Genomic DNA, 19,338 nt, shown 5'->3' with positions numbered 1-19,338 from the left:
TACAACTACAACTCTGTCTGAATTGAGAGCCTTGGCTCTCAATGGATTAGTACAGACGAGTACGGCGTGCGTTTTCGCGAGCCAGTTTCTTCGCGTGACGTTTCACAGCAGAAGCTTTAGCGCGCTTACGTTCAGTAGTCGGTTTTTCATAGAACTCACGACGACGAACTTCCGCCAGAACACCTGCTTTTTCGCATGAACGCTTGAAGCGACGCAGTGCTACGTCGAACGGCTCGTTTTCACGTACTTTAATTACCGGCATGTAACTCTCACCTTTATAAATTCGGTTTGCCGCTGGCATCAACGCCAGCTTATTTCAAAATGGTGCGGAATTTTACTGCAATTGCTGCTGCTTTGTAAAGCACCGACGCGATTTTGAAAGGGACTTTTATAAGGATAAGGAGTATACACGAGCGGAACTCCTGGGGCGAACAAAGTTTTACATCAACCCGCATTGGTCCTACACTGCGCGGTAATAGAGCGAGGTAAAACAAGTCATGCGTGTACTGGGTATTGAAACATCCTGCGATGAAACCGGCATCGCCATTTACGACGATGAAAAAGGTCTTTTAGCCAACCAATTGTATAGTCAGGTGAAATTACACGCTGACTACGGCGGCGTAGTGCCAGAACTGGCCTCGCGCGATCACGTACGTAAAACCGTACCGCTGATCCAGGCCGCGCTGAAAGAAGCGGGACTGACGGCAAAAGAGATTGATGCGGTGGCGTATACCGCAGGTCCTGGTCTGGTTGGCGCGCTGCTGGTCGGCGCAACCGTAGGACGTTCGCTGGCGTTCGCCTGGGGCGTACCGGCAATTCCTGTGCACCATATGGAAGGGCATCTGCTGGCGCCGATGCTGGAAGATAATCCCCCTGCTTTCCCGTTCGTTGCGCTGCTGGTTTCCGGCGGTCACACGCAACTGATCAGCGTCACCGGTATTGGGCAGTATGAATTGCTGGGTGAATCGATAGATGATGCCGCCGGTGAAGCGTTCGATAAAACGGCCAAGCTGCTGGGGCTGGATTATCCTGGCGGCCCAATGTTGTCAAAGCTTGCATCGCAAGGCGTTGAAAAACGCTTTGTCTTCCCGCGCCCGATGACCGACCGTCCGGGTCTGGATTTCAGCTTCTCCGGCCTGAAAACCTTCGCCGCGAATACCATTCGTAATAATGAAAATGACGATCAGACGCGTGCAGATATCGCCCGTGCGTTTGAAGATGCTGTGGTTGATACGCTGATGATCAAGTGTAAACGCGCGCTGGATCAAACCGGTTTTAAACGTCTGGTGATGGCGGGGGGCGTGAGCGCTAACCGTACGCTGCGTGCAAAACTGGCCGAGATGATGCAAAAGCGTCGTGGCGAAGTGTTTTACGCGCGTCCGGAATTTTGCACCGATAACGGGGCGATGATCGCCTACGCGGGCATGGTGCGTTTTAAAGCGGGTGCAACGGCGGATCTTGGCGTGACCGTGCGTCCTCGCTGGCCGCTGGCGGAATTACCGGCGGCATAAGCACATAATATTGTAGGCCCGGTAAGCGTAGCGCCACCGGGCAATACTCTACTCCCGCAGCATCCCTTTCTCTTCCAGAAACGCGATAATTTTTTCCAGACCCTCTCCGGATTTTAAATTACTAAACGTCCACGGACGCTCGCCGCGCATGCGTAGGGTATCGCGCTCCATCACCTCCAGCGAGGCGCCCACGTAAGGGGCCAGATCGGTTTTATTGATCACCAGAAAATCAGATTTGGTGATCCCCGGGCCACCCTTACGCGGGATCTTCTCACCTTCGGCAACGTCGATCACATAGATCGTCAGATCCGCTAATTCCGGGCTGAAGGTGGCGCTCAGGTTATCGCCGCCGCTTTCCACAAAAATCAGATCCAGATTGCCGAATTTCTCGCTCAGCGCCTCAACAGCGGCCAGATTCATCGACGCATCTTCACGGATAGCGGTGTGCGGGCAACCGCCGGTTTCCACGCCGACGATCCTGTCTGGCTCCAGTGCGCCTGCTTCGGTGAGAATGCGCTGATCTTCTTTGGTATAGATATCGTTGGTTACCACCGCCAGTTGATAGCTGCTGCGCATGGATTTGCATAACGCTTCCAGCAGCGCCGTTTTGCCGGAGCCAACCGGGCCACCAACGCCCACGCGCAGGGGATGCTTGTTGTTACTCATTTTTTCTCCTCAGGAGCGGAATAATCGGGAATATTGGGTTTCATGCCGGGCAGATGCGATGGCCGCCAACGGCGTTGCGGAGCCGAGGCTGGCGTCAGGACACGCCAGCGCCTGTGCCAGACCTTGCGCATACCGATTGCAGAGCGCAATGATCAAACGCTGGGCCGCCTGCTGCCCAAATGGAACCAGTTTGACGCCAGCCATCACTGCGCTTTCAATCCAGCTGTAGCCGAGGCTTAATGCCAGCTCCGTCAGGGGGATTTTCCAGCGCACGCCCAGCCAGGCCATACCGCAGAGTTGGCTGTCGACAAAGAGCGCGCGCCACTCCCGCGAGCAATCTGCTTCCCAGTCGGTGACCAGCCGCGTAAACGCCGCGCCCCGACTGCGTTCTTCATCCCGTAGTTCGCGGGTTTCCCGACAGGCCAACAGGTAAGCGCTCCAGCGGCGTGCTGCAGCGAGATCGTCCTGCTCGCAGGCGCGATACAGTCTCGCCAGTAGCGGTAGGTCGACGGTAAAGAAGTTCTGCTCCATCTGCTGGATTTGCCAGTTAGAGAAGTCATCGGCGCTTTTCACCCAGCCGATTTCAACCGCCCACTCCAGACCCTGGGACCAGGTAAACGACCCCACCGGGAGAGCGCTGCTGGCGAGCTGCATCAGACGCAGCTGTTGGATGTTATGCATCAGTGCGCATGGGCGTGATGATGCCCGTGTGATTCACTGGCATAAGCGCCTGCTTCCGGTTCAAACGGTAGTTGAGCGAACGTCACCTCCAGGCTGAACTGGCGCAACATGGCGTCCAGCACATGATCGTGATGGTAGCGCAACTCATCCGGCAGAATTTGCAGCGGAACGTGGCGATTGCCGAGGTGATAACAGGCTTTGGCGAGCAGGAAAGGATCGGCGCAGCGCACCACGGAAACCGACTCCGGCGCGGCGATCACTTCGATCACCTCGCTGCCATCTTCGGTGGTCAGCAGATCACCACTGCGTAACAGCAAACCGCGCGGAAGCATTAGCCCGGCTTCGCGACCGTCGTTCAGCGTCACTCTGGCACGGCTTTTTACTCGAATATCAATGGGTAGCGTGACGCTTGCGGTGACGCGGTGGGCGTGGTCAAGGCGTTGGGTCAGGTAGATCATCGTCACTCCTCAAAACAGGAAATAGCGTTGCGCCATCGGCAAAACGTCTGCCGGTTCGCTGGTGATAAGTTCGCCATCAATGCGCACCTCATAAGTCTGAGCATCGACGGTGATATTGGGTTGCAGGCCGTTGTGGATCATGTCGGCCTTTTTCACCGTCCGACAGCCTTTGACGACGGCGATGGCGCTTTGCAAATTGAGCTGCTGCGGGATGTTTTGCGCGTTAGCGGCCTGCGAAATAAAGGTCAGCCGAGTACGATGCCGCGCCGCGCCAAGTGCGCCGAACATCATGCGGTAATGCACCGGCTGCGGGGTGGGGATCGAGGCGTTGATATCGCCCATCGGCGCACACGCGATCATCCCGCCCTTTACGATCGTCGCTGGTTTTACGCCAAAAAAGGCTGGGGACCACAGCACCAGATCGGCCAGTTTGCCAGGCTCAACGGAGCCAACTTCGTGGGCGATGCCGTGGGTTAGCGCCGGGTTGATGGTGTATTTGGCGACGTAGCGTTTAACGCGCTGGTTGTCGTTGTCGCCTGTTTCTTCTGCCAGCGGACCACGCTGAACCTTCATGCGGTGCGCCACCTGCCAGGTGCGCAGGATCACTTCGCCCACGCGCCCCATCGCCTGTGAATCGGACGAGGTCAGGGAAAACGCGCCAATGTCATGCAGCACATCTTCGGCAGCGATCGTTTCCCGGCGAATGCGTGATTCGGCAAAGGCCACGTCTTCGGCGATATCCGGATCGAGGTGGTGGCAAACCATCAGCATGTCGAGATGCTCGTCGATGGTGTTGACGGTATAGGGCAGCGTCGGGTTAGTGGAGGAGGGCAGAATATTTGGATGCGCGCAGGCGGTGATGATATCTGGCGCATGGCCGCCGCCCGCGCCTTCGGTGTGGAAAGTATGAATGGTGCGATCGCCAATCGCCGCCAGCGTATCTTCAACGAAACCGGACTCATTGAGCGTATCGCTGTGCAGCGTCACCTGGATATCCATCTCCTCTGCCACTTCCAGGGAACAGTTGATGGCGGCTGGCGTAGCGCCCCAATCTTCATGGATTTTCAGGCCAATGGCGCCCGCGGTGATTTGCTCGCGCAGGGCGTCAGGGTTTGAGCCGTTGCCTTTGCCGAGCAAACCGATGTTAACCGGCAAGGCGTCTGCCGCCTGCAGCATGCGCGCGATGTACCACGGACCCGGCGTGCAGGTGGTGGCGTTAGTTCCTGCTGCCGGGCCGGTGCCTCCGCCGATCATCGTCGTTACGCCGGAAACCAGCGCCTCCTGTGCCTGCTGTGGGCAGATCCAGTGAATATGCGTATCCACGCCGCCCGCGGTGACGATCTTGCCTTCCCCGGCGATGACTTCAGTTCCCACGCCTATCGGGATCGTGACGTCGGGCTGAATATCAGGATTACCCGCTTTGCCGATGGCGAAGATCCTGGCGTCCTTGATGCCGATATCCGCTTTCACGATCCCCCAGTGATCGACGATCAGCGCGTTGGTTATCACCAGATCCACACACGCTTGCGCGCGCATTTGTCCCTGACCCATGCCGTCGCGGATCACTTTCCCTCCGCCGAATTTGACCTCTTCGCCGTAGGTGGTGAAGTCTTTTTCCACCTCAATCCACAGGTCGGTATCCGCCAGACGTACCTTATCGCCGGTGGTTGGGCCAAACATGTCGGCGTACGCCTGCCGTGAAATTTCACTCATCATTTGCCTCCAGCGCGCCCATCACTTCGTTGCGAAAACCCACGATCCTTTGTGCGCCAGCGACGCGCACCAGTTCGACTTCGCGTTTTTGTCCCGGCTCAAAACGTACCGCCGTGCCCGCAGGAATGTTTAGACGAAAGCCGCGTGCAGCCCGCCTGTCAAAGCGCAGCGCCGGGTTCACCTCGGAAAAGTGATAGTGCGATCCCACCTGGATGGGTCTGTCGCCATGATTTTCCACCACGATCGTACAGGTTTCCCGCCCCTGATTGAGCGCGATATTGCCTTTGGCTATCTGATATTCACCTGGGATCATTGCCGCTCCTTAAACGATCGGGTTGTGGACGGTGACCAGCTTTGATCCGTCCGGAAACGTCGCTTCAACCTGAATATCTGGGATCATCTCCGGTACGCCTTCCATCACCTGATCGCGGCGCAGGATGTGACGCCCGTCTTCCATCAGCGAGGCCACAGTTTGACCATCGCGTGCCCCTTCCATGATGAAAGCGCTAATTAGCGCCACCGATTCCGGATAGTTCAGCTTCAGCCCGCGGGCCAGGCGACGTTCTGCCACCAGCGCGGCGGTAAACAGCAACAGCTTGTCTTTTTCTCTGGGGGTCAGTTCCATACGGGGTCTCTTAGGTTTGCCAGATTCGCGGTAGTACGGGTGGTTTGTGTGTCAAAAGCGGGCGCAGAAATTGCCAAATGCCACGCATAACGCGCTGAACAATCAGGTTGTCGTCGGCAAGAAAGCGGATCGTCAGCAGTGAGTCGTTAAGCGTTGCCCCGGCGTAATCGCCAAGCGGCGTCAGCCGCTCGCGCGTGCCTTCCAGCATGTTTTCAGTGGCCGGATAACACAGCAACGTGCCTACCCAGGGATGGTGCGCGACGCCGCTCAGCTCCCCCTTCTGCAACTGCAAGCGCTCTATCAGCAGCGGCTGCCCATTTCGCCACACTTCCAGACGGTTTTGCAGCGTGCCGTGGCTGAAGGACTCCTGCATAACCGGTCGCCCGAGGCACAGCAGATCCCAGGCCAGCAGTCGACTCTCCGACGCGATGTGAAAGACGGACTGGATAGTGGCGTTGGCGCCAGGAAAGAGGATCGTATCCTGGGGGAGCCACTCCAGCGTGGCGTGCGGGGCGAGCGTGAAATGTTGGCGCAGCAACGCCTGCGGCCCACCGCTGCGATAAAACTTTCCCGCGCCGGGCTGGGTGATTAACGCATGACTGTTTTCGTTGAGAGTTACGGCAATGTGTAGTTCATCCCCGCCGACGATCCCCGCGGGTGGATGAAGCAAATAGAGGTGGCAGACGTCCTCTTCCGGGTAAAACGGACGCTGAACCGTCAATGGACCATGATGACGCGCCGAGGCGAGCACCGTGTTGTGCCCAGTGCGGGTGAAATGCAGATCCAGTTCGGCCTGCCAGCCCCGTGTGAGTGTCTCGTGCGCAACCGTGTCCAGAGCGTTTCCCTTATCAGCATGAGGGTGTTTGCATACAAAAAAGTATGCCTCAGCGCATCGGGAAATCGATCATATGAGAAGCTTATGGATGAAGGGGCGACAATATGCCGCCCCAATGGGGTTTTACAGTAAAACGAGGGGCATCCAGACCAGACCGGTAATCACCAGCAGCACAAGGAAAATCAGGCCAAAAATAGCACCGAGTCGCCAGTAATCTACCGTCGGCAAATAGCCGCTGCCGTAGTAGATAGGGCTAGGACCGGTGGCATACGGGGTCAGAATGCTGCCGAGACCAATGGCTGCGCCGACCATCAGGCAGAAGACCGGGAGTGGGATTTCCGGCATTGCCAGTGCGGCGGCAATCATCATCGGCGCCAGGGCGGAGGTATACGCCGTGGCGCTGGCAAAGAAGTAGCGCAGCAAATAGAACACCACAATGAGCGCCACCATCACCATCATCGGCGAATAGCCGCTCAACCCGTTTGCCAGCAGCTTGCCGAACCAGGTAATAAAACCGGTGTTATTGAGCCCGGTCGCCAGCGTTATCAGCGAGGCCAGCCAGAAAAAGACGTTCCACGCGGCTTTATTACTGACGATGTCATCCCAGCTAATGATGCGCAGTACCAGCATCAACGCCACTACGCTGTATCCGACCATCGCGGCGTCAATGTAATCGCCGCCGAAAATCCACAGCACCAGTGCGCCGACCATCAGCACCAACATCTTTTTCTCGCGTGCGCAGAGCGGTCCCATTGCTTTTAGCTCTGTATCCGCCCAGCGCGGAACCTGATCACCGGATTTCAGCACCGGTGGATACAACACGTACGCCAGCCAGGGCACAATCAGCACCAGTAAAATACTCAGCGGCAGCATGCCTAAGAACCAGTCGCCCCAGCTCAGCGCCGTGTGGGACGCGCCTTTCATCAGGCCGATTAACAGCAGGTTCGGCGCCATCGCCGTTAAGAAAATGGCGCTGGTGACGCAGTCGGCGACAATGCCCATCCACATAATGTACGAGCCAATGGAGCGAGAACTGGCGCTATTGGGCTGCGAGTTATACAGCGGCGGCAGGTTGCGGATAATCGGGTAGATTATTCCGGCCCCGCGCGCGGAGTTGGACGGCGTGACGGGAGCGAGGATAAGTTCAGAGAACATCACCGCATAGCCGAGAAACAGCGTCCGGTGCCCCATCTTTTTCACCAGCATCAGCGCGATACGTCGACCGAGCCCGGTTTTCTCATAGCCGGTACCAAACATAAAGGCCGCGAAGATAAGCCAGATTACCGAGTTTGAAAAACCTGATACCGCCCATGACAGCGATTTGGCGGTAAATTTAAAACCGTCCTGCGCGAGTTGCTCCGGGCTGAACAGCAGCCACGGTGAAAGGACGGCGATGATCGAAATGCCAATCATCGCTACCACCGCGCCCGGTACAGGTTCCAGAATGAGCCCCACAATCACACCGGTAAAAACGGCAAAATAGAGCCAGGTGTGGCTCTCAAGGCCGTTGGGGACGGGCAGTACAGCTATAATGGCGATGACCACCAGCGGAGCCAGGTATCGCCACCAACCAGCTAAAGGTGCCATTGTTGTATCCCTACGAAAAGGGAGAGGCGCAGCGCCTCTCCGGGAGGGTTATTTGATGTAGTGCACGTGCTCGCAGATTTCATCGACGATAGGATCGCGACGTTCAGCAAACAGTTTTTTGTTTTCGGCGATCAGGTTATTGCCGTGGGTATCGATGGAAACGATCAGCGGGCCGAACTCTTTAACCCGACATACCCACAGGGATTCCGGCATGCCAAGTTCGGTCCAGTGTACCTCTTCGATCTCTTCAACCTGGGTTGCCGCCACGACCGCACAGCCTGCCGGGAAGATTACGTGCAGCGCTTTAAACTGCTTGCAGCCTGCTTCCGTTAGCGGTCCCATGCCGCCCTTGCCGACCACCAGTTTGACGCCCGTCTGCTCGATAAAGTCTTTCTCAAACGCTTCCATACGCATGCTGGTGGTTGGGCCAACGGAGACCATCTCCCATTTTTCACCGTTCTTACGTACGATGGGCCCCGCGTGGAAAATGGCTTTGCCGTTCAGGTCATAAGGAATCGGGCGCTTCAGTTCGATCAGGCGGCGGTGACACACGTCACGGCAGGTCACCAGCGTACCGGTCAGGTAGATGACATCGCCAACGCGAATGTCGGCCAGATCTTCGGCTTTGATCGGGGTTGTGAGGATCTTTTTCATAACGCGCTCCGGGTGTGAGACAGGTTTTCGAAGGAGAGGTCAGCATGAACCAACAGCGTGCCGCGACGGTGTGCCCAGCAGCCGGTAGAAACGGCAACGCCGATAGTCGACGGATGGCGTGCGGCGGATTCGATATGCACGCCCATCACCGAGCTATTCCCGGTCAACCCTTGCGGGCCAATGCCCAGACGGTTCAGCCCTTCTTCCAGACGCAGTTCCAGTTCGGCCGCTTTTGGATTCGGATGACGTGATCCGATAGGACGTAGCACCGCTTTACGAGAAAGGACGGCGGCGGTTTCCACGGAGGTGGCAATACCTACGCCCACCAGCACTGGCGGGCAAGCGTTGACTGCCAACGTGGAGATATTTTCGAAGACAAATTTCACCACGCCCTCGTAGCCTTCAGAAGGCATTAACACTTTTGAACGTCCCGGCAGCGTACAACCGCCGCCTGCCATGTAGACTTCGATTTCCGCGTCGTCGTTATCAGGGATGATGTCCCAGGTGACCCACGGCACACCGGTACCGGTATTTTTGCCGGTATTCACTTCGTCAAAAATCTCGACCGCGTTATGGCGCAGCGGCGCTTTTACCGTGGCGTCTTCAACGGCCTGTTTCAGGATGCTTTGCAGTTCGCCCAGCAGCGGAAAACGGGAGCCGACCTTCACAAAGAACATAATCTCGCCGGTGTCCTGACAGGCCGGACGGTTCAGGTCGATAGCTTTCTGCATGTTGTCAAACATGGTGTGGTAGATGATTTTACCCATCGGCGAAGTTTCGCCTTCACGCAGCTGTGTTAATTTATCTACGACGTCGTCAGGCATGCGGGTAGAAATCATGGCGGTAAAATCGGCGACAATGTTTGTCAGCGTAGTTATCGCATTTTGGTTATTTTGATTGCTCATCTTGTTAACTCCAGTTCTTTTATTTATCTGGAAATAAATTCTCCGCCACAAACTACCACTAAAAATGTGGGTTTATATTATTTGCCACTGTGAATATCCAATTAACAGATCGTGAATGATGTTCAGATAAGCAATAAAAATTGCGCAAAGGCAGGGTTTAATACGCATGAGGGAATTACACTGCGGTTAACAACTTTACGGATATACCTATCATGCTGAACACGTATCCCCTCGCGAAAGACCTGCAGGTCCTGGTTGAAATTGTTCATAGCGGCAGCTTCAGTGCCGCCGCCGCGGCGCTGGGCCAAACACCCGCGTTTGTGACGAAACGCATTCAGATCCTTGAGTCCACGCTGGGGACGACGCTGCTAAGCCGCTCCGCGCGCGGCGTGATACTCACGGAGAGTGGTCAACGTTGTTATGAACATGCGCAGGCTATTCTTGCGGGCTATCAGCATCTGGTCGATGACGTCACGCAACTCAAAACGCGCCCGGCAGGGATGATTCGTATCGGCTGTAGCTTTGGCTTTGGGCGCAGTTATATTGCACCGGCTATTACCGAACTGATGCATAGCTATCCTGAATTACAGGTGCATTTTGAACTTTATGATCGGCAAATTGATTTGGCGCAGGATAATATCGATTTGGATATTCGTATTAATGACGAGATTCCGGATTATTATATTGCGCATTTGTTAACGAAAAATAGAAGAATATTATGTGCAGCGCCGACGTATTTACAAAAATACGGTGAGCCGACAACGCTGCAGGAATTAAGTCGTCATGATTGCCTGGTCACTAAAGAACGCGATATGACCCACGGGGTGTGGGAGCTGGATAACGGCCAGGAGAAAAAGTCGGTCAAGGTGGCGGGACATCTTTCCTCTAACAGCGGCGAGATTGTGTTGCAGTGGGCGCTACAGGGAAAAGGGATTATGCTGCGTTCCGAATGGGACCTGCAGCCGTTTCTGGCAAGCGGTGAACTGGTGCGCGTGCTACCGGACTATGCGCAAAGCGCCAATATCTGGGCGGTTTATCAGGAGCCGCTGTATCGCAGCGTGAAGCTTCGGGTGTGCGTGGAGTTTCTGGCGACGTGGTGCCAGCACCGATTAGGCAAACCGGTAGAGGGGTATCACATTCCCCACGCCGGATAAGACGCTGTTGCGTCGCTATCCGACATTAAAATCACTCTGGGTCTCTTTCGCGTTTTTTCTTCAGCTTGGTCCAGATCTTTGGCTCCTGACGACGCCACAGACGCTGAATGTTGTCATGGTGGCGTAACAGAATTAAGCACGACAGCATGGACACCGGGAAAGTGAACTGGGGATTGAACCACCAGACGTAAAAGGGGGCGATCAGCGCGCTGACGATAGCGCCTAGTGATGAATAGCCGCTTAATAAGACGGTCAGCAGCCAGGTTCCGGCCATCACGCCGGTTAAATCCCAACCAATCGGCGCAATTGCGCCAAAGGCGGTGGCAACGCCTTTCCCACCTTTAAAGCCGAAGAAGACCGGCCAAATGTGACCCAGACAGGCGGCGATCGCGATCAATCCCAGCCAGAAGGGGCTAATGCCTAGCGCATAGGCACCCCAGACGGGTAACATACCTTTCAGGACGTCGAAAATCAGCACTGCGACGGCGGCTCCTTTGCCACCGATGCGCAATACGTTTGTCGCGCCCGGATTCCCAGATCCGCTGTCACGCGGGTCCGGTAATCCAGCAAGGCGGCATACCAGAATAGCACTGGAAATTGAGCCACAGAGGTACGCGAAGATAATCATTCCAGGCGCGATTGCACTCATAAGCTGTTCCGTTTTGAAAATGTCGTGTAAAACGCTACTTCTGTGGATAATACGCATATTTCGCCGGAAGTGGTATCCGGGTTAGCCAAAAAGCAGGCAGGTCGTGATGGATATTGTATTTATAGAGCAACTTTCTGTAATCACCACTATTGGTGTTTACGACTGGGAACAAACGATCGAACAACAGTTGGTGTTCGATATCGAAATGGCGTGGGACAACCGTAAATCGGCTAAAAGCGATGATGTGGCTGATTGCCTGAGCTATGCTGATATTGCTCAAACGGTTGTTAATCATGTGGAAGGCGGGCGCTTTGCGCTGGTCGAACGCGTGGCGGAAGAGGTGGCGGATCTGCTTCTTAGCCGTTTTAATTCTCCATGGGTGCGGATCAAACTCAGTAAACCTGGCGCGGTAGCCCGTGCGGCGAACGTCGGGGTTATCATTGAGCGTGGCAATAATCTGAAAGAAAATAATTAAAATAATAATATCTAAACCAAACGGGTATAAAAGGGTCTTTATGTCGGCTCGTTTTCGCCGTGGTTTATCTATCTAGAGGTTCATTAATGAGTGATATGCACTCGCTGCTGGTGGCGGCAATTTTGGGTGTGGTCGAAGGATTGACGGAGTTTTTACCCGTTTCCAGTACCGGCCATATGATTATTGTTGGTCACTTGTTGGGTTTTGAGGGTGATACCGCAAAAACATTTGAGGTGGTTATCCAGTTGGGCTCTATCCTGGCGGTCGTGGTGATGTTCTGGCGACGCCTGTTTGGCCTGATTGGCATTCACTTCGGTAAGGTCCCACATGAAGGCACTGGCAAAGGTCGGCTGACGCTGGGCCATATCCTGTTGGGGATGGTTCCTGCCGTCGTACTGGGACTGATTTTCCACGACATCATCAAATCGCTGTTTAACCCGATCAACGTGATGTATGCGCTGGTGGTAGGGGGCGTGCTGCTGATTGCCGCAGAATGCCTGAAGCCGAAAGAGCCGCGTGCGCCGGGTTTGGATGATATGACCTATCGCCAGGCGTTTATGATTGGCTGTTTCCAGTGTCTGGCGCTGTGGCCGGGTTTTTCTCGCTCCGGGGCGACGATTTCTGGCGGTATGCTGATGGGAGTAAGCCGTTACGCGGCCTCCGAATTCTCCTTCCTGCTGGCCGTGCCGATGATGATGGGCGCAACGGCGCTGGATCTCTACAAAAGCTGGACGTTCCTCAGCGCATCAGATATTCCGATGTTTGCAGTTGGTTTCGTGACGGCGTTTATCGTGGCGTTGGTGGCGATCAAAACCTTCCTGCAGCTGATTAAGCGCATCTCGTTTATTCCGTTTGCGATTTACCGCTTTATTGTGGCGGCTGCCGTTTACGTCGTGTTCTTCTGATTTTACTAGCTTGCCGGATAGCGGCGTTAACGCTTATCCGGCAATGCACTGTCTACGCTTTCGGGCAACGTTGTTCTTTCCAGGCGGCCACCGCCGCGATCCGACGCCGGGTCAGTTCCTCGCGAATAGCCTGACCTTTGAATCCCGCCTCAACGACGTCTTTCGTTGGTACCGCCTGCGCAACCTGCCAGGCTTCACGCAACAGCCTGCCTTGCGGATAATCCGCCGCTTCAAAACCGGTTCGCCCACGCACGTCGGCCTCGCTGGTCAGGGCGATTTGCTCCACGCGCTGCGGTTTGCGCCAGGCATCGATGGAATCAAACAGCTTAACGATGGTTTTCGGCTGCAGGATCGGGAAGGTATGAATGAGGTCGTGGAACTCGGCTACCAGTTTGGCTAAATCACGGATGTCATTCGGCACGCGCAGGCGTTGGCACAGTTGCTCGACCAGCTTCACGCCAGCCGGACCGTGACCGTGGTGGCGTGGCCACAGCGCTTTTGGCGTCAATGCCTTGCCAAGATCGTGGCACAGCGTGGCGAAACGCACGTCGACCTCCGGACTTAACATGGCCGCCATCGACAGCGTCATCAGCGTGTGAATACCTGTATCAATTTCCGGATGCCATTGCGCGGGCGCGGGAACGCCAAACAGAGCATCTACTTCCGGAAACAGGACGTGCAGTGCGCCGCAGTCGCGCAGGACCTGAAAAAATACCTGTGGGTTGCGGGTGGTTAAAGCACCTTCTGTTTCTTTCCACACCCGCTCTGGCGTCAGGTGCTCCAGTTCCCCTGCGGCGTTCATATCGCGCATCAGCGTCATGGTTTCTTCAGCGATACGAAAACCGAGGTGCGCATAGCGGGCAGCAAAGCGCGCCACGCGCAGCACGCGCAATGGATCTTCGCTAAAGGCGGGGGACACATGGCGTAGCAGACGGTTTTCCAGATCGTCGCGTCCGTTATACGGATCGATAATCTCGCCGTCGTCATCGCGGGCCATTGCGTTGATGGTCAGATCGCGACGCTGAAGATCAGCCTCCAGCGTTACATCCGGCGCGGCGTAACAGGTGAATCCGGTATACCCCGAGCCTGATTTGCGTTCGGTACGCGCCAGCGCATACTCTTCCCGGGTTTGCGGATGCAGAAACACGGGAAAATCGCGGCCTACCTGCTGGTAGCCCGCGTCGAGCATCTCTTGCGGCGTGGCGCCGACAACAACCCAATCTTTATCTTTAATCGGTAGCCCTAATAACGCATCCCGAACAGCACCACCGACCAGATAAATCTTCACGCCACTTTCCTTTTGAAATTATGATCCCTTAATCATATGTCAGTGCGGCGGAGAAGGCGATTCAGTTCATCCAGCGATCTTTGCGTTTACGGCTGGGGATCATGTGTGGCAGAACCAGGCCGAGCAACAAACCAAGACCAAGCACGCCGCCGCCATACATAAACCACTGCATGATGATGGTGCGCTGTTTGTCATCAAGCTGAAGGTTGGCTGCGCTGACCTTCTTTTGCGCCACGATAAGCTCGTTCCTCAGCTTCTGGTTTTCTTGTTTCAGCCCGTCGATTACGCTGTCGCTTTGCGACACTTTTTGCTGCATATCGGCGGTGCGCTGATTCCACGTGGTGTCGATATTATTGAGCTTATCGGTCAAGGTCTTAACCTGGTTTTCCAGATCGGGAACGCGGGTACGCAGGCTCGGCGTACTATTCAGCTCTTTCAGTGGGATCCAGGCGGTACGTCCGGTGCTGTCTTTCACCTGGGCATAGTTAGTGTTGGCATCGGTCTGTAATAGCGTGACTTCCTCGCCGGCGTTAACCGTACCCACGAGGCGATAATTATCTCCCGGACCGCTGCGGACCCAGGTGTTCAGTTCGTCAGAAACATAGCGCTTTTCTTCGGCATGAGAGACTGCAGTGGCGCTAAGTGCGAGTAAAGTTAATCCAATCAGGCGTAATTTTGGCATCAGGCTGTCGTTATTGTCATAGAAAGTGGAACGATAGTAGTGGCATCAGTGTCTCTACGCAAAGCATTCGACATCAATCGGAATCATCTGTGTCCTTTTTGCCACCACTCGAAACTTTTACGCCCGTCAAATTGCTCGTTGCATGGCAATTTGGCGCAAAATACTATCTACTGACCATAAAGAACGAGCTTAGTTCGCAGTCAGTTTTCTCAACTGTGACATAACCCATAAGTACAAGACCATGGCCCAGGAAATCGAATTAAAATTTATCGTCAATAGTGACGCTGTAGATGCGCTACGTGAACGTCTGAATACGCTGGGGGGAGAGCATCATGCGCCCAGCCAGTTGCTGAATATCTACTACGAAACGCCGGATGCGTGGCTGCGTGGTCACGATATGGGGCTGCGTATTCGCGGTGAGAACGGTCATTACGAAATGACCATGAAAATTGCCGGACGAGTGACGGGTGGCCTGCATCAGCGGCCGGAGTTTAACGTTGCGCTGAACGCGCCAGAGTTGGATCTCTCCCTGTTTCCAACGGAAGTCTGGCCTGATGGCAAACTGCCCGCTGAACTTGCCTCTCAGGTACAGCCGCTCTTCAGCACCGATTTTTACCGTGAGAAATGGCACCTTGATATCGACGGTAGCCGCATTGAAATGGCCCTCGATCTCGGGGAAGTGAAAGCGGGCGAGTTGGCTGAACCTATCTGTGAGCTTGAACTGGAGCTGTTAAGCGGCGATACCCGTGCGGTATTGAAGCTGGCAAACCAGCTGGTATCGCAAACCGGTTTACGCCAGGGCAGCCTGAGTAAAGCGGCGCGCGGCTATCATCTGGCTCAGGGGAATGCACCGCGTGAACTCAAACCGACGCGCATTTTGAAGGTTCCGGCAAAAGCAAGTATTGAGCAAGGGCTGGAAGCGGCGCTGGAGCTGGCATTATCACAGTGGCAGTACCATGAAGAGCTGTGGGTGCGCGGCGTCAAAGGGGCGAAAGCCGAGGTGCTGGCTGCGATGGGCCTGGTGCGTCACATTCTGATGCTGTTTGGCGGTAATGTTCCACGAAAAGCGAGTGCTCACTTACGTGATTTGCTAACCCAGTCGGAAGCGATCATTGCGTCTGACGTTTCTGCCGTTTCCGCGGTTTACAGCACGCAAACGGCGATGGCCAAGCTGGCGCTGACCGAATGGCTGGTGACCAAAGGGTGGCAGCCGTTCCTTGATGCGAAGGCGCAGGGTAAAATAGCCGACTCCTTTAAGCGTTTCTCAGATACCCATCTCTCGCGCCATGCCGCTGAACTGAAAACAGCTTTTGCTCAGCCGCTGGGCGATCAGTACGCCGATCAGCTTCCGCGCCTGACGCGCAATATTGATAGCATGCTGATGCTGGCGGGATACTACGACGAAAATGTCGCATCGGAATGGATCGCCACCTGGCAGGGTTTACGTCACGCCATTGCGGCCAACCAATACATTGAAATTGAACACTTCCGCAACGAGGCGATAGCTTTGGAACCGTTCTGGCTGCACAGCGGAAAACGATAATCAGGGTGAGGCCGGGATGCCTGATGGCGCTGCGCTTATCAGGCCTACGCGATGGGCGGAAGCGGCATACAGGCTGGATAAGGCAACATGCCGCTGCCCGGTACTATTCAAAGGATAATCCATAAATGAAGCAGCTCTCTTCACCGTTACAGCAGTACTGGCCGACCGTTGTTGAGCGGCTGCCAGCAGCAATATCTGAGTCCTCGCTTAGTATTCAGGCGAAGTCAGTGCTTACATTCAGTGATTTTTTTCGCGACAGCATTATTGCCCATCCCGAATGGCTGGTCGAACTGGAAAGCACGCCACCCGGGGCGGATGAATGGCAACACTATGCTGATTGGTTACAGCAAGCATTGGTCGACGTTAGCGATGAAAACACGCTGATGCGTGAGCTGCGCCTGTTTCGCCGTCGCATCATGGTGCGTATCGCCTGGGCGCAGACGCTGTCGCTGGTGACGGAAGAGAGTATCTTACAGCAGCTAAGCCATTTGGCTGAAACGCTGATCGTCGCCGCGCGTGACTGGTTATACGCCGCCTGCTGTCGTGAATGGGGTACGCCCTGTAATCCACAAGGTGTTGCGCAACCGCTGCTGATTTTAGGTATGGGGAAACTGGGCGGCGGCGAACTGAATTTTTCCTCTGATATCGATCTGATTTTTGCCTGGCCGGAGCACGGTAGTACGCAGGGCGGACGTCGCGAGCTGGATAACGCCCAGTTCTTTACCCGTATGGGCCAGCGGCTCATCAAAGTGCTGGATCAGCCCACAATGGATGGATTTGTCTATCGGGTAGATATGCGTTTACGCCCGTTTGGCGACAGCGGCCCGCTGGTGCTGAGCTTCTCCGCGCTGGAGGATTATTACCAGGAACAAGGGCGCGACTGGGAACGCTATGCGATGGTCAAGGCCCGCATTATGGGCGATTGCGAGGGTACCTACGTCAGTGAGCTTCGCGCTATGCTGCGGCCTTTTGTTTTCCGCCGCTATATTGATTTCAGTGTGATCCAGTCTCTGCGTAACATGAAAGGAATGATTGCCCGCGAAGTGCGCCGCCGTGGTCTGAAAGACAACATTAAGTTGGGCGCGGGCGGTATTCGTGAAATCGAATTTATCGTGCAGGTATTCCAGCTTATTCGCGGTGGGCGCGAGCCGTCATTGCAATCCCGCTCGCTGTTACCCACGCTCAGCGCCATCAATGCGTTGCACCTGCTGTCAGACACCGACGCGGAACAACTGCGCGCAGCCTATCTCTATTTACGTCGTCTGGAGAACCTGCTGCAAAGTATCAATGATGAGCAGACCCAGACGTTGCCAGGCGATGAACTGAACCGCGCGCGGCTGGCGTGGGGGATGAACGTCGATGACTGGCAGCAGCTAACCGATGTGTTGGCCAGTCATATGGACAACGTGCGCCGGGTGTTTAACGAGTTGATTGGCGATGACGAAGCAGAAACCCAGGAAGAGTCGCTCTCAGAACAGTGGCGTGAACTGTGGCAGGACGCATTACAGGAAGATGACACCACGCCGGTGCTGACGCATCTGGCGGATGACGATCGCCGGCGCGTGCTGTCTCTGATTGCCGATTTTCGCAAAGAGCTGGATAAACGCACCATTGGCCCACGCGGACGCCAGGTGCTGGATCACTTAATGCCACATCTGCTGAGCGATGTCTGTTCGCGTGACGACGCCTCAGTCCCACTGTCGCGCATCACACCGCTGCTGGTAGGCATTGTGACCCGTACGACCTATCTGGAGCTGCTGAGCGAATTCCCCGGAGCGCTTAAGCATCTGATTTCGTTATGTGCCGCCTCGCCGATGATCGCCAGCCAGCTGGCGCGGTATCCGCTGTTGCTCGATGAACTGCTGGATCCGAACACCTTGTATCAACCCACTGCGACGGATGCCTACCGTGATGAACTGCGTCAGTATTTGCTGCGCGTGCCGGAAGATGACGAAGAGCAGCAGTTGGAAGCGCTGCGTCAGTTTAAGCAAACGCAGTTGCTGCGCATTGCCGCGGCAGATATCGCTGGTACGCTGCCGGTGATGAAGGTGAGCGACCACTTAACCTGGCTGGCGGAAGCTATTATTGATGCGGTAGTCCAGCAGGCGTGGATGCAGATGGTCGCTCGCTACGGGCAACCCACTCATCTTGACGAGCGCGAGGGGCGCGGTTTTGCCGTCGTCGGGTATGGCAAACTGGGCGGCTGGGAGCTGGGCTACAGTTCGGATCTTGATTTGATCTTCCTGCATGACTGTCCTATGGACGTGATGACGGATGGTGAGCGTGAGATTGACGGGCGACAGTTCTATTTGCGTCTGTCGCAGCGCATTATGCACCTTTTCAGCACCCGCACCTCATCCGGTATTTTGTATGAAGTGGATGCGCGGTTGCGTCCGTCCGGCGCGGCGGGAATGCTGGTGACCTCAACCGAGGCTTTCGCTGATTACCAGCGCAACGAAGCCTGGACGTGGGAGCATCAAGCGCTGGTGCGCGCTCGAGTGGTGTACGGCGACCCACGGTTGACCTCTCAGTTTGATGCGATTCGTCGCGATATCATGACCCTCGTCCGCGATGCGAAAACCTTGCAGACCGATGTTCGCGAAATGCGTGAGAAAATGCGGGCCCATTTGGGCAATAAGCATCGCGATCGTTTTGATATCAAAGCGGATGAAGGCGGCATCACCGACATTGAGTTTATTACGCAATACCTGGTGCTGCGCTATGCGCATGAAAAACCGAAGCTGACGCGCTGGTCGGATAACGTGCGCATTCTGGAGTTACTGGCGCAAAACGACATTATGGATGAGCAGGAAGCGCTGGCGCTTACCCGTGCTTATACGACGCTGCGCGATGAACTTCATCATCTTGCATTGCAGGAACTTCCGGGCCATGTGGCGCCGGAGCACTTCGACGCTGAACGTACGCTGGTGCGTGACAGCTGGCAGAAGTGGCTGGTTGCCGAGTGAAGTGTGCTATTATCGCGCGCAAATTTTAAGACCCTCAGAGA

The 19,338-nt window shown here is 55.5% G+C and carries 20 protein-coding genes; 6 read left to right on the top strand and 14 right to left on the bottom strand.

The window, feature by feature from the left end; translation table 11 throughout:
- Positions 1–46 precede the first annotated feature (46 nt).
- The gene (gene rpsU, locus OGV38_RS21610; protein ID WP_001144069.1) at positions 47–262 is read right to left on the bottom strand and encodes a 30S ribosomal protein S21; all 216 of its coding nucleotides are present in this window, start codon (positions 260–262) and stop codon (positions 47–49) included.
- A gap of 235 nt (positions 263–497) precedes the next feature.
- On the opposite strand from rpsU, the gene tsaD reads away from it, so the two are divergent.
- Positions 498–1,511: a tRNA (adenosine(37)-N6)-threonylcarbamoyltransferase complex transferase subunit TsaD gene (gene tsaD, locus OGV38_RS21605; RefSeq protein WP_003024694.1), complete on the top strand. Its 1,014-nt coding sequence runs from the start codon at positions 498–500 to the stop codon at positions 1,509–1,511.
- 48 nt (positions 1,512–1,559) lie between these two features.
- Here the strand turns inward: tsaD and ureG are convergent, their stop codons facing one another.
- From ureG to ttdA, 10 genes are all read right to left on the bottom strand, one after another.
- Positions 1,560–2,177 carry an urease accessory protein UreG gene (ureG, locus tag OGV38_RS21600; protein ID WP_016154547.1) on the bottom strand — a complete coding sequence of 206 codons (618 nt, stop codon included), beginning with the start codon at positions 2,175–2,177 and terminating at the stop codon, positions 1,560–1,562.
- 9 nt (positions 2,178–2,186) lie between these two features.
- The gene (locus OGV38_RS21595; protein WP_269518938.1) at positions 2,187–2,858 is read right to left on the bottom strand and encodes an urease accessory protein UreF; all 672 of its coding nucleotides are present in this window, start codon (positions 2,856–2,858) and stop codon (positions 2,187–2,189) included.
- Positions 2,858–3,316 (bottom strand): urease accessory protein UreE, encoded by a 459-nt coding sequence (ureE, locus tag OGV38_RS21590; RefSeq protein ID WP_016157501.1) that lies wholly within the window; start codon positions 3,314–3,316, stop codon positions 2,858–2,860. Before ureE ends, OGV38_RS21595 begins: the two co-directional genes overlap by 1 nt.
- 9 nt (positions 3,317–3,325) lie before the next feature.
- Entirely contained in the window at positions 3,326–5,029 is a 1,704-nt protein-coding gene (gene ureC / locus OGV38_RS21585; protein WP_286475048.1) for an urease subunit alpha, read from the bottom strand.
- A complete protein-coding gene (locus OGV38_RS21580; RefSeq protein WP_080859507.1) occupies positions 5,022–5,342 on the bottom strand; it encodes an urease subunit beta in 321 nt (106 codons plus the stop codon). The genes ureC and OGV38_RS21580 overlap by 8 nt, the downstream gene beginning before the upstream one ends.
- 9 nt (positions 5,343–5,351) lie before the next feature.
- Complete coding sequence (locus OGV38_RS21575; protein WP_019077709.1) at positions 5,352–5,654, bottom strand: urease subunit gamma; 303 nt, start codon at positions 5,652–5,654, stop codon at positions 5,352–5,354.
- Between the two features lie 10 nt (positions 5,655–5,664).
- Positions 5,665–6,489: an urease accessory protein UreD gene (locus OGV38_RS21570; protein ID WP_210592015.1), complete on the bottom strand. Its 825-nt coding sequence runs from the start codon at positions 6,487–6,489 to the stop codon at positions 5,665–5,667.
- A gap of 123 nt (positions 6,490–6,612) precedes the next feature.
- Complete coding sequence (locus OGV38_RS21565) at positions 6,613–8,076, bottom strand: anion permease (protein ID WP_049283285.1); 1,464 nt, start codon at positions 8,074–8,076, stop codon at positions 6,613–6,615.
- Between the two features lie 48 nt (positions 8,077–8,124).
- Positions 8,125–8,730: a L(+)-tartrate dehydratase subunit beta gene (gene ttdB / locus OGV38_RS21560; RefSeq protein WP_016154539.1), complete on the bottom strand. Its 606-nt coding sequence runs from the start codon at positions 8,728–8,730 to the stop codon at positions 8,125–8,127.
- Positions 8,727–9,635, bottom strand: a complete 909-nt coding sequence (gene ttdA / locus OGV38_RS21555; RefSeq protein ID WP_047358656.1) for a L(+)-tartrate dehydratase subunit alpha — start codon at positions 9,633–9,635, stop codon at positions 8,727–8,729. The genes ttdB and ttdA overlap by 4 nt, the downstream gene beginning before the upstream one ends.
- Before the next feature lie 212 nt (positions 9,636–9,847).
- On the opposite strand from ttdA, the gene ttdR reads away from it, so the two are divergent.
- A complete protein-coding gene (gene ttdR, locus OGV38_RS21550) occupies positions 9,848–10,789 on the top strand; it encodes an L-tartrate utilization transcriptional activator TtdR (protein WP_016157496.1) in 942 nt (313 codons plus the stop codon).
- Between the two features lie 31 nt (positions 10,790–10,820).
- On the opposite strand, the gene plsY is transcribed toward ttdR, so the two are convergent.
- Entirely contained in the window at positions 10,821–11,438 is a 618-nt protein-coding gene (plsY, locus tag OGV38_RS21545; protein ID WP_016154536.1) for a glycerol-3-phosphate 1-O-acyltransferase PlsY, read from the bottom strand.
- A gap of 106 nt (positions 11,439–11,544) precedes the next feature.
- Here plsY and folB point away from each other — a divergent pair, with 106 nt between their 5' ends.
- Complete coding sequence (gene folB, locus OGV38_RS21540; RefSeq protein WP_003828442.1) at positions 11,545–11,913, top strand: bifunctional dihydroneopterin aldolase/7,8-dihydroneopterin epimerase; 369 nt, start codon at positions 11,545–11,547, stop codon at positions 11,911–11,913.
- Between the two features lie 86 nt (positions 11,914–11,999).
- Entirely contained in the window at positions 12,000–12,818 is an 819-nt protein-coding gene (bacA, locus tag OGV38_RS21535; RefSeq protein WP_016154535.1) for an undecaprenyl-diphosphate phosphatase, read from the top strand.
- Positions 12,819–12,870: 52 nt separating this feature from the next.
- Here the strand turns inward: bacA and OGV38_RS21530 are convergent, their stop codons facing one another.
- Both OGV38_RS21530 and OGV38_RS21525 read right to left on the bottom strand, forming a co-directional pair.
- Positions 12,871–14,106, bottom strand: coding sequence for a multifunctional CCA addition/repair protein (locus OGV38_RS21530; protein WP_047414044.1), 1,236 nt, complete (start codon positions 14,104–14,106; stop codon positions 12,871–12,873).
- Between the two features lie 61 nt (positions 14,107–14,167).
- Positions 14,168–14,788, bottom strand: coding sequence for a TIGR04211 family SH3 domain-containing protein (locus tag OGV38_RS21525; RefSeq protein WP_016154533.1), 621 nt, complete (start codon positions 14,786–14,788; stop codon positions 14,168–14,170).
- Positions 14,789–15,029: 241 nt separating this feature from the next.
- On the opposite strand from OGV38_RS21525, the gene OGV38_RS21520 reads away from it, so the two are divergent.
- Together OGV38_RS21520 and glnE are read left to right on the top strand one after the other, a co-directional pair.
- A complete protein-coding gene (locus tag OGV38_RS21520) occupies positions 15,030–16,331 on the top strand; it encodes a CYTH domain-containing protein (RefSeq protein ID WP_049268736.1) in 1,302 nt (433 codons plus the stop codon).
- Between the two features lie 125 nt (positions 16,332–16,456).
- A complete protein-coding gene (gene glnE, locus OGV38_RS21515) occupies positions 16,457–19,297 on the top strand; it encodes a bifunctional [glutamate--ammonia ligase]-adenylyl-L-tyrosine phosphorylase/[glutamate--ammonia-ligase] adenylyltransferase (protein WP_286474878.1) in 2,841 nt (946 codons plus the stop codon).
- Positions 19,298–19,338: the final 41 nt, after the last annotated feature.

Origin of the sequence: Citrobacter sp. Cb080 (assembly GCF_030334745.1) — a bacterium.
GTDB lineage: Bacteria > Pseudomonadota > Gammaproteobacteria > Enterobacterales > Enterobacteriaceae > Citrobacter > Citrobacter braakii.
The sequence above is the reverse complement of the archived record's forward strand: the minus strand, read 5'-3'. Positions and strand labels throughout refer to the sequence as shown.